This window comes from bacterium, assembly GCA_035529855.1.
In the GTDB taxonomy this organism is placed as follows: domain Bacteria; phylum RBG-13-66-14; class B26-G2; order WVWN01; family WVWN01; genus WVWN01.
The window spans coordinates 1-13,520 of sequence record DATKVX010000068.1 but is presented as its reverse complement, the minus strand read 5'-3'; the positions used below and the strand labels follow the sequence as shown (position 1 = coordinate 13,520).

Genomic DNA, 13,520 nt, shown 5'->3' with positions numbered 1-13,520 from the left:
TTAAACCTTCTCCGCTATGCGTAGGCGCGCGCTGCGGCTCCGCCGGTTGCGGCGCACCTCCGCCGCGGAAGGCCGCTGCGGCTTGGGCGTCACGAGCCGCAATTCGCCCACGGCGGCCGACGCCCGGAAAAACCTCTTGACGACCCGGTCCTCCAGCGAATGGTACGCGATTACGAACACGCGCGCCCCGGGCGCCGATATCCCCACCGCCATCGGCAAAGCCGCCTCGAGCGCGCCCAGCTCGTCGTTCACGAATATCCGCAAAGCCTGGAACGTCCGCGTCGCGGGGTGGATGCGGCCGCGGCGGCCGCCCGCCGCCCGGGCCACCACCTCGGCGAGGTCGCCGGCGTCTTCGAATGGAAGCCGCGCACGCCGGCTTACTATGGCGCGGGCGACGGCACGCGCACGCCGCTCCTCCCCCAGCTCGTGGATTATGTCCGCTAAATTTTTCTCGTCAAACGTGTTTACAACCTCGGCCGCGGTCAACTCCGACGGGTCGCCGTCGAAGCGCATATTGAGGGGGCCGGCCGCTTTGAAAGAAAAACCCCGGGTCTCGTCCGCGAGTTGTTCGCTCGAGAGGCCGAGGTCGAACAACACGTTGGTCACGCGGCCCGCGTACGGCGCCGCCACTTCAGCCAGCTTGACGAAAGAAACGTTGTGCAAAACCACGCGCGAACCGAAGGGAGCGAGGCACCGTCGCGCACGCGCCAACGCGTCGGCGTCGAGGTCCAGACCGACGTAGATATTATCGGGAGGTAAAACCTCCAGGAGCTTCGCGGCGTGGCCGCCGCCCCCCACCGTGGCGTCGACGCATACGCCGCCGTACCGCCGCACGGCCGCTTTAGCCACCTCCGCCGCCATCGCGGCCTGGTGGCGCGGTTCCGCGGCGCCCGCCTCGGGACTCACGGCGAGCGCGGAAATAGCGACGTCTTCCCAAACGGTAACCATGATTAGAATTTAATCCTATAGCGGGCGGCCATATCCTCGAAGGCCGCGACGGCCTCCGCCTCGTACGCCAACCAGCGGTCGACGCTCCAAAGCTCGACGCGGTTGTACATGCCGTTAACGATGGCTTCCGCGCCGAGGCCGGCGTACTCCCGCAACGGCGCCGGGACCATAACGCGCCCCTGGCGGTCCGGCTCGCAATCGGCGGCGCGGCTCAGCAACATCCTCGTTACGAGCCGGGCCTGGCGTTCCATAATGGGGAGTTCGAGGAGTTGGGGCTCGACGACCGCTTGCCAGTATTCCGCGGGGAAAAGGAACAGGCAACGCTCGAAGCCGACCGTAAGTTTGAACCGGCCGATGGCGTTGCCGGCGGCGTCGCGACGGAAGTTCGCCGGGACGCTGAGCCGGCCCTTCTCGTCGAGTGAGTGGCGGTATTGGCCGTTGAACCCGAAAGACCAACGGCCTAAGTCCACGCCTACTTCCCGTTTGTCGTCGAATTCCTGCATATAAGTTATTTCTTAAGAGAACGTTCTATAGATTTTACCACAAATCACCACAATTCACCACCACGGACATTAAATCAAACCTGGGGATAGTTGTCAAGGAAAAAATGACTTTTTTATAAAAAAAAATTCGCCGCCAAAAAGGGGCGAAATCGCCTAAAAAACGGCACTTACGTAAACGGCGGTAACGCGGCTTCGAGTTAAACCCTACGGGGCGAGGCCGGCTCGAGTAAATCCTTCGTTGACGGTGCCGAGGTCGCGTTATATAATCGGGCCTGCCATCGTTAAAGCCCTTTATATTCAAACCTTTGCTTGAGGCGGACGAAGGAGAACTTTTAATATGGAATACCGCGTTTACGACGCCGGAAGGGACCAGGCCGCCGTCCACCGCATTTGGCGAGAGGTCGGTTGGATCGAGCCCGGAGACAAAAAACAAGGCCACGGGCTGGATATCTTCATCTCCTGCGGCCGGGCGCTCGTCGCCGACGTCGCCGGCGAGGCCGAGTGTATGGTTTCGACCGCGCCCGGAGATTTGCGTTATCTCGACGAGGACCTCCCGTTCTCGTGCGTCACGGCCGTCACGACCGGCCACGTCGCCCGCAAACGGGGCCTGGCCGGAAGGCTGACCGCCGAAGCGGTCGCCGCGGACGCCGCGGCCGGCGCGCTGGTCTCCGGCCTGGGGATGTTCGAGCAGGGCTACTACGACCGGCTTGGCTTCGGCTCCGGCGGATACGGCCACTGGTTATACTTCGACCCGGCGCATCTAACGGTGGACCTAGAACCCGCCCTCCCTCGCCGCATCACGGTCGACGATTGGGAAGAGGTACATGCCAACCGCTTACAGCGAGTTCGCGCCCACGGTTCGTGCAACCTGACGCCGCCGGAGTTCACCCGGGCGGAAATGATATGGTCAAAAAACGGATTCGGCCTGGGGTACGAAAGCGGGGACGGAGGGGAACTCGGCCACCACGTATGGCTATCGGCGGAATCGGGTGAAGCCGGACCGTACTACGTACAATGGCTCGCGTACCGGGACGCCCGGCAATTTCTCGAGCTAATGGCCCTCATCAAAAGCCTGGGCGACCAGGTCCGCCTCGTAAAGATAATCGAGCCGCCCGGCATCCAATTACAAGATCTCTTGCACCGGCCTTTCCAACTCCGCAATGCGACGCGCAAATCTAAATTCGAGAATACGATGCGGGCCCTGGCCTACTGGCAGATGCGGATCCTGGATTTACCGGCGTGCCTGGCCCGAACGAAACTGCCGGGGGACGAGTTGCGTTTCAACCTGGTGCTGTCCGACCCCATCGCGGACCTTCTGCCGGCGGAGGCGCCGTGGCGCGGCGTCGCCGGCGACTACGTCGTAACGCTGGGACCCTCGTCGGGGGCGGAGGGCGGCCTAGAGCCGTCGCTTCCCACCCTTACGGCTTCGGTAAACGCGTTTACGCGGATGTGGCTGGGCGTCCGGCCCGCGACGGGCCTGGCCGTCACCGACGATCTGGCCGGGCCGCGCTCGCTCCTGGAGGCGTTGGACGCCTTACTCCGGCTCCCCGACCCCAAACCCGATTGGGATTTCTAACGTTCGCGTATCACCCGTACCCCCCACCGAACCTACTCCCCCGTTAGCAAAATAAAAGCTGACGAAAAGCCTTATTCTACGGTATAGATGTTGTTTTTTTGAACGACATAAACATAAATCGGAAATATATTTGACTTTTATAATCATATATGATATTAATAACCTAAATACGCACACCCACACCCTATAACAGAAAGGACTATATCGATGGCGAGAAGTTGGTTTTCGCTAGTAGTGGTTTCTTTATGCGCCGCGGGCGTCGCGTTCGGCGCGCTGGGCGACATATTGGGTTCCTACCGGGCGCCGGCGAATAACATCCGCGGCCTTGCCCGGTCCGGGACGTACCTGCACGTACTCATCCACCCCAACAGGGTCTACAACCTGGATCCGGGGAACGGTTCGGTACGCGGTTCGTGGACCGTGCCGTCCAGCACCAGCAACCGAGGGCTCGCATATTCCGCGACCGGCCACGTCTGGGTAGGTTCGTACAATAACGACACCGTGTACAATTGCCATTGGATAACGGGGTCCGTGTACGGTTCCTGGCACGTCAACCACGACCCTTACGGCCTCGCCCCGCAGCAGACGGGAGACGGGGGCGCGGGTACTTCCGCGATATTCGTGAGCGACAGCGCGCCGAGTTACACCTGGCGCCATAGGTTATCGGACGGAAGCGTTCTCTCATCCTTCCCTATGCCCAACTCCGACTACCGCGACATCACGTACGACCACCGGAACAACTTAATTTGGGGCGCGTACGGGCCTAACATATACGGCTATTCCGGTTCGGGCAGAGGGTCGATCGTCTCCTCGTTCGAGGCGCCGCCTTCCACTTCCTACGGCATGGCGTACTACAACTCGGAACTCTTCATCGGCTGTACCAACGGCTATATCTACCGCGTTAGTTGCCCGGCGACCGTCGGCGTCGCGCCCGCGTCGCTCGGGAAAGTCAGAGCGCTTTACCGTTAATCGGAAAATGCCTACAAAAGCCGCCCCCCGGGGCGGCTTTTCTTCACGGTTCCGCGGCACGGCCGGGCGTTTCCAGGTCGACCGAGGGGCAACCGCCGATTGACGCCGCACCGCCCGGTTGCTATAATCCCGCTCGTTATGAAGAGTAACGGCGTCGATACCGGCCGCCGCGCGCGGATTCACCGTTGGCTCTGGCTCGCGGTCGCCGCGGCGTTTTGGTTCTTCGCGGAGGGCCGCTACGTCGTCGGCGCCGCGGCTTGGCTCGCGCCGGTCTTTATGCTGCGGTGGCTACGCCGCGAACGCGTCGCCGTCGGCCTCCCCCTCGCCGTACTGGCGGCGGGCGCGGCCAATTTCTTCGCCTGGCGCGGCATAGCCGACGTAATGATGCCGGTTCACTGGTACGCCGCGCTCGCGGCCGCCGCCGCCTTCGTTTACCTGGCACCATATTTAGCCGACCGCGCCCTGGCCCCCCGGCTCCCGGGATTCGCTTCGACGCTGGTGTTTCCGGCGGCAATAGTAACGCTGGAATACGCGCTTTCGCTCGTCAGCCCGTTCCGCACCTGGAACGCCGTCGCCTACACGCAAGTGGATAACCTCCCGCTAATCCAAATCGCCTCCGTAACCGGCCTCTACGGCGTCAGCTTCGTCGTCGCCTGGTTCGGCGCCGTCGTCAACTGGGTATGGGAAAACGGCTTCGATTGGAACAGGGTAAAACGGGGCGTAATAACGTACGCGGTAATAGTGGCCGGCGTTATGCTGTTCGGCGGCGTCCGCCTCGCCGTTACCCGGGCCGACGAAACGGTACGCGTCGCCGGCATCACCGCACGGCCCTTTTTCCTGTCGGAACATCCCGAGCTGTGGGAACCGCTGCTCGCGGGCCACCCCTTCGACGACGACGAGACGGCCGCCTTCCGCACCGAAAACGCGGCTATAAACGACGACCTCTTCGCGCGGAGCCGACGAGAGGCCCGGGCGGGCGCTAAAATAGTTATATGGGGCGAAGCGGGCGCCCAACTTTTGGCCTCGGAGGAAAAAGCGCTCCTCGCCCGGGGCCGGGAGCTCGCCCGGGATGAACGTATCTACCTGGGGATGGCGCTCGCGACGCTCGAGCCGGGGACCGACAAGCCGGTCACGAATAAACTCGTACTCATCGACCCCGACGGCGCGGTCGTGTGGGATTACGTGAAATCTATTCCGGTGCCGGGGCCCGAGGCCGCCATAAGCCGACACGGCGACGGCCGCTTGCCGACGCTCGATACCGCGTACGGCCGTCTGGCCGGGGCCATTTGCTACGATATGGACTTCCCGGCGATGGTCCGCCAGGCGGGCCGCGCCGGGGCGGACATAATGCTCGTCCCGGCCCACGATTGGCGCGAGCTGGGCGACCTGCACGCCGACCTCGCCGTCTTTCGCGCCGTCGAGAACGGCTTTTCGCTCTTCCGGCCCGACAACGACGGCGTATCCGTCGCGGCCGACTACCTGGGCCGGACCGTCGCGAGAACGGATTACTTCGCCGGCGAGGACCCGGTAATAGTCGCCCATTTGCCGACGCGCGGCGTATGGACGCCCTATCCGCACATAGCCGACGTCTTCGCCTGGCTGGTCGCAGCGTTATTCGCGGTTTTAGTCGTCCAGGCATTTCGCCGAAAGCGGGAAATTCCCGAAAAATAGGCACCCCCTTTGTAGTGCCTAAAAGCTACCTCTTATCCCTATGCTGTAGTGCCCAACACGCCCTGATTTACCTGCTTTTTTAACCTAACCCAGGACCGCCTTTTTTACTAATAGCATATGAAAATTCTTATAACGGGAGCTGCCGGCAATCTGGGGTCCTTCCTGGCGCGCTATATAGGGGCGTCCGGCCACGAGCTAAATTTACTGGTCCATAGAAGGCCCGTTCCCGGCGACGTCGCCCGAATACCTGGTGCCGGCGTATTCCGCGGCGACCTGGGCCGCGCCGAGACGTTGGCCGAGCCTCTCCGAGGCGTCGACGCCGTCATACATTTCGCCGGCGTCCTCTTCAAACCTCGCCCCGAGAGGTTTTTGCCGGTAACGAACGTCCGGTACGTTCAAAACGTCGTGGACGCGGCCTTGGCCGCCGGCGTCGGTAAAATTATCCTGGTCAGCTTCCCGCACGTCGAGGGCGAATCTTCCCCTGACCACCCCGCACGCGGTACGTTGACGGGAAACCCGCCGTCCGTTCACGCGCGGACCCGGCTGGCGGCGGAGAAATATCTCTTCGCTTCTTGCGACGGGGCGGCCGCCGTTCCGGTCGTGCTCCGCCCTGGGATGATTTACGGCCGCGGCGTCCTGATGATCGAGGCGGCGAGGTGGCTCTCGAAGCGGCGTCTCCTAGCCGTGTGGCCCGAGCCGACTTGGGTTCACCTCCTCGCGCTCCCGGACTTCCTGGCCGCCGCGGCCGCGGCGATAGAAAAACCCGACGCCGCCGGCATCTACAATCTCGGCGACGACGGCCGACTTACCCTACAAGAATTCCTGGACGCCTTGGCGAAACGTTGGGGATACGCCCGGCCGCGCCGCCTCCCCCGGTGGACCTTCTACGTCGCGGCGAGTGCCGTCGAACTATTCGCGTCGGCGTTCGGGACCCGGGCGCCGCTGACGCGCGACTTCGTAAAAATAGGGATGGCGGACTATTACGGCGATACGTCGCGGATGAAGGCGGAGCTCATCCCCGCGTTGCAATACCCGACGCTCAAAGAAGGGTTCGTCCTATTGTAGGACGCGGCGGCCGGGGCGGTAGGCCGCGGGCCGTTTCCCTTTACTTGGCGCCGCAACTGAATTATAATCGCGCCGTATTTAAGCCGGTGGCCCGATTTGACTCCGGCCTCGGCGTCTACAGCTTAGTAGATTCCAGCGCCCGAGGAGGTCTTTAAATGCGCAATCGCGCCAGGCTCATGGTCACGGCCGCAGCGTCGGCCGCGCTCGCGTTTGCCGTCTTAACGTGCGGTTGTAACGGCGACGAAGACGGAACGCCGCCCGTCAACCCGGATAACGGCGGCTCCATAACCATAGACAGAATAACGTTTACCTGGAAGCCGGAAGGGAAAAACCTTAACGCGACGGTGAAAGCGCCGACGACGGGATGGGTCGCCGTAGGTTTCGACCCCGCGATCGCGATGAAGGATGCTAACCTGATAATCGGCTACGTTAAAGACGGCCAAGCGTTTATACGAGACGACTACGGTTCCACGCTCGTCAACCACAAAGCCGACGTGAACGGCGGCGGCCAAGACAACGTGACGAACAAGAGGGGGAAGGAGGAAGACGGCGTAACCGAGATAGGGTTCACGATCCCGCTCGACTCGGGCGACGAACGCGACCGCAAGCTCGTCGTAGGCCGGACGTACAAGGTCCTCTTCGCGTACGGCCCCGACGGCGCCGACAACTTTAAGAGCCAACACCATGTCCGTACGTGGACGCGTTTAAAAATTTAAAGGGCCGGTACGCTAGGAGTGGGAGCGAACCCGGTCGATAAGCGGCGTTTAATTAAACTACGTTCGAATCCTGCCTAAGAAGCGTACGTAAATTCTTTAAAGCACTGGACCGTTGACGACCGGAAAAAAATCCCTCGGTTTCTGGCCCGTCGTCGCCATCGGCGTCGGCGGGATGGTGGGCGGCGGCATCTTCGCGGTATTGGGGCTGGCGGTCCAGATGGCGGCCGGCGGGACGCCGATAGCGTTCGCGTTGGCCGGCGTTATCGCGCTCATTACGGCCTATTCCTACGCCCGGCTCGCGGTCGCGTACCCCCACGGCGCGGGGACCGTGGCGTACCTGGACCGCGCGTTCGGCCACGGGTACTTTACCGGGTCCGCGAACGTGCTGCTGTGGCTCAGCTACATCGTCACCCTCTCGCTGTACGCGTACGCCTTCGGCAGCTACGGCGCGAGCTTCTTCTCGGCCTCCGCCCAGCCCTTATTCAAACACGTTTTTATCAGCGCCGTCGTAATTTTAATGACGGCCCTGAACCTCCTCGGCGCCCAGGTTATAGGTAAGGCCGAGGTATGGATCGTCGTCTTTAAAATGGCCATCCTCTCACTCTTCGCCGTCGTAGGCCTGTGGGGCATCAACAGCGCCGGCTTCGCGCCCGCCACCTGGGCCGGTGGCCGGCAAATAGTCGCCGGCGGCATGGTCATCTTCGTCGCGTACGAGGGTTTCGAGCTCATCGCCAACGCCGCCGCCGACACCAGGGATGCCGCCCGAACCATCCCCCGCGCCCTCTTCTCCGCCGTCGGCTTCGTTATCTTTTTATACATCCTCATAGCCTTCGTAACGTTGGGCAACCTGCCCGTCGCCAAGATCGTGGCGGCCAAGGACTACGCGCTCGCCGTAGCGGCGGAGCCGTTCCTCGGTAAACCGGGCTTCGCCCTTATTGCGGTGGCGGCGCTGGCCTCCACCGCCTCCGCCATCAACGCCACGCTCTACGGCGTTACCCGTATGAGTTACGTCATCGCCAAAGACGGCGAGCTCCCGGCGGTATTGGAGAAGAAGATCTGGAAAAAACCGCTCGGGGGATTGCTAATATCGGCCGCCCTCACGCTGGCCATCGCAAACCTCTTCGACCTCTCCCGGATCGCCACCATCGGGAGCGCGGGTTTTCTAATCATCTTCGCCGCCGTCAACGCGGCCAACATCCGCTTGCGCAAATATACGCGCAGCACGACGTGGCTGCCGGCGTTGGGCATCCTCCTATGTCTGGGCGCGATGGGAGCGCTTATATGGGAGACGGCGAAGCTCGAGCCTCGCACCATCTGGGTCCTCGTCGGCCTGGTGGGCGCCGCGTTCGGCATCGAGGCCGCCTACCGTTGGGGTAAGGGCAGAACGATTAAATTGTAACGGTCTTATTAAACACTCGCCTGTAACCCCGCCCCTCTCCCCACTACCGTTGAAAATACCGCCGGAAAAAGCTATACTTAGCCGCGAGTTAAACCCGGCGTGCGGCCCGGGGCACGGGTGGGCGCCGGGGAAGGGGGCTAACGTGTTGAATATAATCGCGGCCTTGCGAGGCGCCGCGGGGGTTTCCGGCGCCGCCGTCGAGAAACAGGACAAGCCGATTTCCGTTACCCACACCCTTGGCGCGATGTTGGGTAAAATCGGCGAACTGGCCGGCGGGTACGAGTTAACCGAAACCGGTAAAGCGATATTACCAGGGTTGCTCTTTACGGCTATCGCCACGGCCGTACTCGTTTTATTGCTTCAAGGCTTCCGCAGAGTATTCCCGCTCGTCTACGCCAAACTCGAGTCCTGGCGCGACACCCGAATCCGGGCGATACAATTTCAACGCCTCGTCCTCCTCAGTTCCGACCGGGCCACCCACTTGCTCATAATCGCGGCCAAAACGGCCCGGCTCGTTTTAACCGTGACGGCGTTATTTATCTACGTCCTGCTCGCCTCCAGTTTCTTCAACGTTACGCGCGCCGCCGGGGCGAAAATCTACCACTTCATCGCCATGCCGATTTCGGCCGCCGTGCGGGCGTTCGTTTCCTACGTCCCGGAACTCCTATTCATCTGCCTCGTAATAGTCATCACCTTCTATTTTTCGAAACTCGTCAAGTTCGCGTTCGGCGCCCTCAACAGCGGGATGATAAGCCTCCGGGGGTTCCATCGGGAATGGGCCTGGCCTACTTATCAAATCGTCCGCTTCTTCATTATAATCGCCGCCGCCATAATAATACTCCCGTTCATCCCGGGTTCCGACTCGGGCGCGTTTAAAGGCATATCGGTTTTCGTCGGCCTCGTTTTCACTCTCGGTTCTACCTCGGCCGTCGCGAACGCGGTGGCCGGCGTCGTCTTGACGTATATGCGGCCCTTCAAACTCGGCGACCGCGTAAAAATCGCCGACACCGTCGGCGACGTCGTCGAAAAAACGATACTGGTAACCAGGGTTCGGACGATAAAAAACGTCGAAATTACGGTCCCGAACGCGATGGTCCTGGCAAACCACATTATCAACTTCAGCGCGGACGCCAAAGGCCGGGGGTTAATCCTCCATACCCAGGTTACCATCGGCTACGACGCGCCGTGGCGCCGGGTCCACGAAGCCCTTATCGCCGCGGCCCGGGCCACGCCTGATATCCTGGAGGAACCGGCGCCCTTCATCCTCCAAACGGCGTTGGACGACTTCTACGTCCGCTACGAACTTAACGCCTATACCAAAAAGCCCAACCTTATGGCGGGCATATACTCCGACCTCCACCAGAATATCCAGGACAAATGCAACGAGGCCGGCATCGAAATAACGTCGCCGCATTATTCCGCCCTGCGCGACGGCAACGCCGCGGCCGTCCCCCCCGACTACCTACCCCACGACTACCATTCCCCCTCGTTTAAAATAGCGCCTGGGGACGTCCTGAATAAAATAACACGGCGCCCGGAGCCGGACGGGCCGGCGTCCGACACCTAAACGCGACGCCGCCCGGGGCGGGGATACAAGAACCCCTTTCCCGAAACCGGGCGCGCGCGCGGAGCTAAGCCCGGAGGATAAACCGTGAACGACTTCTTCTCGCAGTGGACCCTTCACCCCACGGCCGAGAAAATAATTATCGTACTCGTCGGCGTCGTCGTTATCGGCATCCTCGTGCGCCTGTTGAAACGCCCCCTCACCGGCCACATCGACGATAAGGATACCCGGTACCGCGTTCGCAAGTTCGTGACGTTCGCCGGGTACGGCGCCGCCGTGATACTCGTCGCCGCGGTTTTCAACGACCGCCTCGGCGGCATGGCCGTCGTCCTCGGCGTAGCGGGTGCCGGCGTCGCCTTCGCGCTGCAAGAGGTCATCACCAGCGTGGCGGGATGGCTCGCCGTCTCGTTCGGCGGGTTCTATAAAACCGGAGACCGCATCCAGCTGGGCGGCATCAAGGGCGACGTTATAGACATCGGGATATTGCGAACCACCTTAATGGAGATTGGCGATTGGATTTCGGGGGACCAATACAGCGGCCGCGTCGTGCGCATCGCCAACAGCTTCGTCTTCAAGGAACCGGTATTCAATTACTCCGGCGACTTTCCCTTTCTATGGGACGAGGTAAAAATCCCCGTTAAATACGGCTCCGACCATAAACTGGCCCGGGAGATACTGGAGCGGGTAGCCGCCGACGTAAGCGGCGAATTCGTACCGGGCGCGCGGACGGCCTGGCGTGGCGTGGTCCGGAAATACCTGGTGGAGGACGCCCGCGTCGAACCGATGGTCATGATGACCGCTAACGACAATTGGCTCGAGTTCTACCTCCGTTACGTCGTGGACTTCAAGAAGCGCCGGACCGTTAAGACCGAACTTTTCGAACGCATCCTCGACGAGTTCGCGGCGACGGAAGGCCGCGTCGCCGTCGCGTCCACGACGCTGCAGCTAGTGGATATACCCCCGCTCAACGTTAACGTCGGGCAAAAAGCGGGACGGCGAAAGACGTAACCGAAACGGCCGCCGGCGGCGAGGGTGGTCCGTGGCAAAGAAAAACCCTTGCATAGGAGAGCTCGACGACGATGAAAAACAAAACTACCGTTCGTTGCGAATTGAGCGAACGGGACGTGCCCCCGCGAGACGCCGTCCCGGCGGATACGATTCCCGACGGCGTTGCGGACTTAATCTTACGGGAGTACCCCGCATGGAAACGCGGCGGATATATATGTCGTGACGTCCTGGCCCGCTACCGCACGGCGTACGTCCGCGACGTACTCGGCGTCGAAAGGGGCGAACTCTCGGCGTTGGACCAGGAAGTAGTCCGAAGCTTGGCCGAACAGGAATTATTAACCGAAAACCTCAACGCCGCTTTCGAAAGCAGGTTGACGTTTGGAAAGCGCGCCGCCGACCGCGTCGCCAACTACGCCGGGAGCTGGCGTTTTATTTCCGCTTTCGCCGGCGTGTTAATCTTATGGATTATCGCCAATTCGCTGTACCTCGTGTGGCGACCGTTCGACCCGTACCCGTTTATCCTCCTCAACCTCATTCTATCCTGCCTGGCCGCGATCCAGGCTCCCATCATTATGATGAGTCAAAACCGCCTCGAGGCCAAAGACCGGTTGCGGGCCGAATACGACTACAAGGTGAACCTCAAGGCCGAACTCGAGATCCGCAACCTCCACGAGAAAGTCGACCATCTCGTAAAACGCCAGTGGGAACGCCTCCTGGAAATCCAGCAGATCCAGATCGACCTTATGGATGAGCTGACGCGAAAAGCGCCGCCGAAACCCGGCGCCCGGCGCCGCCGGAAAACGCCGCCGCGTAAACCTTAACGGCAATACCTATAACAGTCGATAAAAAAGGCCTACCGGCCGCCAAGGGTATGAAACGTCACGGCACCAGCCCGGGTAAAAAAACCCGGCCGCGAGGCCGGGTCTTTAAAAGACATCTAAGGAAGCTATCGGAAGAGCGCCTTAACGCGTCCCAACGACGAGGGAGCCACTGCGACGCCGGCGTAGTCCTTGACCTCCACTTCGTAGACGCTATGGCCGCCGGATTTTATCCCGATGAACAACGATTCGTTCCCGCCGACGGCGTCGACGCGTCCTAAGCTAAGGCCCGTGATAAAGTTTACGGGCGGCTTCGTAAGGTGGATCTTATCCTCAAGCGTTCCTTCCATATCGAAGACGTATATATCGTAAAAGGGGTACATCCTCAAGAGGAATACGCGTCCCCAGCCTACCGCCAACCCCTCGTTGGCCTCTCCTACCGTCGCGAACACCTTCCACGAACTGCCGTCGTAACGAGCGACGCGGGCGTCGTCGGTACCGCCGTCCAGCGTGCGCACGTTGCTTGAGATGTATACGTCGTTCGTCTTCCCATCCACGGCGCAGCCGGCGGTGTAGCTCGGCTTACTGAAATAATCCGGAAGGCTCCCCTTGAGCGAACCGTCCCGCGGGTCTATAATTTTAGTATACGGCGAATAGTCGACGTCGTCGTTGACGACGAGGCATTTGACGCCGCCGTGTTCGTAGCCGTAGCCGATATCGAAGCAGCTCCCGACCGTCGGCGCCATCGCCGCCCACGGTTTAACCAGCTGGTGAGTCTCCGGGTCGAATTTGCAATACTTGCATTGGCGAGTAGTACCGGTAACCGGCCCCGCAGCCCAGATCTTGCCGTCTTCCGGGTCGTACGCCAGGCCGCCGACGACTATATTCTCGGTCGCCGGGATCTCGCCCCACCAAATGGTATCGCCGGGTGCGGCGAAGGCCGAGGCGACCATAGCTACGGCCGCGGCGCATACGTAGATAACCACCTTCATCTTCGTTCCCTCCTTTCTTATGCGGAATAGTAAAACAACTTTCCCCGTACGTCAACAGTTTCGAGCGGGCGTATTTCCTGCTATAGAAGACCCGGCCGCGGCCGCGTTTACTTTTTACCCTAGGCGTACCCTACGGCTACCCCTCCGTCTTGAGCACCGCCAGGAACGCCTCCTGCGGGACGGCGACGTTGCCCACCTGCTTCATCCGCTTCTTGCCGGCCTTCTGCTTTTCCAACAATTTCCGCTTCCGCGTAACGTCGCCGCCGTAGCACTTGGCGGTGACGTTCTTGC

13 protein-coding genes are annotated in these 13,520 nt (G+C 61.3%); 9 read left to right on the top strand and 4 right to left on the bottom strand.

Annotated features, from left to right (window positions below):
- Positions 1-948 carry a 16S rRNA (cytosine(1402)-N(4))-methyltransferase RsmH gene (gene rsmH, locus VMX79_07400; GenBank protein HUV86924.1) on the bottom strand — a complete coding sequence of 316 codons (948 nt, stop codon included), beginning with the start codon at positions 946-948 and terminating at the stop codon, positions 1-3.
- 2 nt (positions 949-950) lie between these two features.
- A complete protein-coding gene (mraZ, locus tag VMX79_07395; protein ID HUV86923.1) occupies positions 951-1,451 on the bottom strand; it encodes a division/cell wall cluster transcriptional repressor MraZ in 501 nt (166 codons plus the stop codon).
- Between the two features lie 337 nt (positions 1,452-1,788).
- Between mraZ and VMX79_07390 the strand changes: the two genes are divergently transcribed.
- The 9 genes from VMX79_07390 to VMX79_07350 all read left to right on the top strand — a co-directional run bounded on the left by VMX79_07390 (position 1,789) and on the right by VMX79_07350 (position 12,240).
- Positions 1,789-3,027, top strand: a complete 1,239-nt coding sequence (locus tag VMX79_07390) for a GNAT family N-acetyltransferase (protein ID HUV86922.1) — start codon at positions 1,789-1,791, stop codon at positions 3,025-3,027.
- 207 nt (positions 3,028-3,234) lie between these two features.
- A complete protein-coding gene (locus tag VMX79_07385; GenBank protein ID HUV86921.1) occupies positions 3,235-3,996 on the top strand; it encodes a hypothetical protein in 762 nt (253 codons plus the stop codon).
- Between the two features lie 99 nt (positions 3,997-4,095).
- Positions 4,096-5,667, top strand: coding sequence for a nitrilase-related carbon-nitrogen hydrolase (locus VMX79_07380; protein ID HUV86920.1), 1,572 nt, complete (start codon positions 4,096-4,098; stop codon positions 5,665-5,667).
- 117 nt (positions 5,668-5,784) lie between these two features.
- Entirely contained in the window at positions 5,785-6,732 is a 948-nt protein-coding gene (locus VMX79_07375; GenBank protein ID HUV86919.1) for an NAD(P)-dependent oxidoreductase, read from the top strand.
- A gap of 155 nt (positions 6,733-6,887) precedes the next feature.
- Positions 6,888-7,448 carry a DOMON domain-containing protein gene (locus tag VMX79_07370; GenBank protein ID HUV86918.1) on the top strand — a complete coding sequence of 187 codons (561 nt, stop codon included), beginning with the start codon at positions 6,888-6,890 and terminating at the stop codon, positions 7,446-7,448.
- Positions 7,449-7,560: 112 nt separating this feature from the next.
- Positions 7,561-8,847 (top strand): APC family permease, encoded by a 1,287-nt coding sequence (locus tag VMX79_07365; protein HUV86917.1) that lies wholly within the window; start codon positions 7,561-7,563, stop codon positions 8,845-8,847.
- Between the two features lie 142 nt (positions 8,848-8,989).
- Positions 8,990-10,414, top strand: coding sequence for a mechanosensitive ion channel domain-containing protein (locus VMX79_07360; protein ID HUV86916.1), 1,425 nt, complete (start codon positions 8,990-8,992; stop codon positions 10,412-10,414).
- A gap of 84 nt (positions 10,415-10,498) precedes the next feature.
- Positions 10,499-11,419 carry a mechanosensitive ion channel family protein gene (locus VMX79_07355; GenBank protein HUV86915.1) on the top strand — a complete coding sequence of 307 codons (921 nt, stop codon included), beginning with the start codon at positions 10,499-10,501 and terminating at the stop codon, positions 11,417-11,419.
- Between the two features lie 71 nt (positions 11,420-11,490).
- Complete coding sequence (locus VMX79_07350; GenBank protein ID HUV86914.1) at positions 11,491-12,240, top strand: DUF1003 domain-containing protein; 750 nt, start codon at positions 11,491-11,493, stop codon at positions 12,238-12,240.
- Between the two features lie 125 nt (positions 12,241-12,365).
- Here VMX79_07350 and VMX79_07345 read toward each other — a convergent pair whose 3' ends face one another.
- Together VMX79_07345 and VMX79_07340 are read right to left on the bottom strand one after the other, a co-directional pair.
- Positions 12,366-13,229 (bottom strand): hypothetical protein, encoded by an 864-nt coding sequence (locus VMX79_07345; protein HUV86913.1) that lies wholly within the window; start codon positions 13,227-13,229, stop codon positions 12,366-12,368.
- A gap of 136 nt (positions 13,230-13,365) precedes the next feature.
- Positions 13,366-13,520 (bottom strand): hypothetical protein (locus VMX79_07340; GenBank protein HUV86912.1); only part of this gene is annotated, 155 nt, incomplete at its 5' end.

Excerpts from the sequence above, each read along its gene's own strand:
- VMX79_07390 (HUV86922.1), top strand. The coding sequence starts at position 1,789 with ATGGAATACCGCGTTTACGACGCCGGAAGGGACCAGGCCGCCGTCCAC.
- VMX79_07385 (HUV86921.1), top strand. The coding sequence starts at position 3,235 with ATGGCGAGAAGTTGGTTTTCGCTAGTAGTGGTTTCTTTATGCGCCGCG.
- VMX79_07370 (HUV86918.1), top strand. The coding sequence starts at position 6,888 with ATGCGCAATCGCGCCAGGCTCATGGTCACGGCCGCAGCGTCGGCCGCG.
- VMX79_07350 (HUV86914.1), top strand. The coding sequence starts at position 11,491 with ATGAAAAACAAAACTACCGTTCGTTGCGAATTGAGCGAACGGGACGTG.
- VMX79_07345 (HUV86913.1), bottom strand. The coding sequence starts at position 13,229 with ATGAAGGTGGTTATCTACGTATGCGCCGCGGCCGTAGCTATGGTCGCC.
- rsmH (HUV86924.1), bottom strand. The coding sequence starts at position 948 with ATGGTTACCGTTTGGGAAGACGTCGCTATTTCCGCGCTCGCCGTGAGT.
- VMX79_07375 (HUV86919.1), top strand. The coding sequence starts at position 5,785 with ATGAAAATTCTTATAACGGGAGCTGCCGGCAATCTGGGGTCCTTCCTG.
- mraZ (HUV86923.1), bottom strand. The coding sequence starts at position 1,451 with ATGCAGGAATTCGACGACAAACGGGAAGTAGGCGTGGACTTAGGCCGT.